This window comes from Lyngbya aestuarii BL J (assembly GCF_000478195.2).
Classification (GTDB): domain Bacteria; phylum Cyanobacteriota; class Cyanobacteriia; order Cyanobacteriales; family Microcoleaceae; genus Capilliphycus; species Capilliphycus aestuarii.
The window spans coordinates 1-713 of the sequence record NZ_AUZM01000308.1 but is presented as its reverse complement, the minus strand read 5'-3'; the positions used below and the strand labels follow the sequence as shown (position 1 = coordinate 713).

The window sequence follows — 713 nt, the reverse complement described above, 5'->3', positions numbered from 1 at the left end:
TGCATCCTCTGAAATCGCTAAAGAGGGAGTAGGGGAAAATTCTTCTTCAACAGGAGACTCTTCGATAGACTCCTCGATAGACTCTTGGCTTACCTCTGTCGGAGAATCTAACTTCAGGGTTAACTCCACTGGGGCAGGTGCAGGTATAGGTGGACTCGGTGGACTGACCTCAATTAATTCTTCTTCATTTTCCTCTAACAGATCTTTGGGTGAGGGGGGGTCTTCTCCGGGTAAACAGACCGTCACGATCACATTTCTAGAATTTTTTGGAGTTTTACTCGAAAGCATCAGCGGGGAAATACCCATCATCGCGTACATTTGCTGTTCATCGGTAGTCATTTCAACAGAAACCACTTCTGGCGGTTCGGTTGTGGGTTTGAGAGTATCTGATTTAGCTGTGCGACTGCGTTCGGCTAATCCACTTCTAGAAGATAATCCCTCTGATAATTGAATTTCAGAGCGATTTTCGGTGTATCCACTGGTTGGGGTTAAGCGCAAATTATTACGACTGGGTTCATCTTCGCGAACCAAAGAATCCAAATCTCCAATTCGCCGCCGCCGCCGCCGCCGAGCATTACTTCCGGTATGATCTTGATAACTCGGATGGTTAATTAACTCTAATTCTTGTAAATTGCTGACTGCATCTAGTTCGACTGTTTCCGGTTCTGAGCGAGTTTGGGGTGCATCCAAGATCACGGTTTTTGCAAGTTGCT

The 713-nt window shown here is 46.1% G+C and carries 1 pseudogene; it reads right to left on the bottom strand.

Going from position 1 to position 713, the window contains the following annotated elements:
- Positions 1-713 (bottom strand): annotated as a pseudogene (locus M595_RS28260) (Rne/Rng family ribonuclease); the annotation flags it as partial.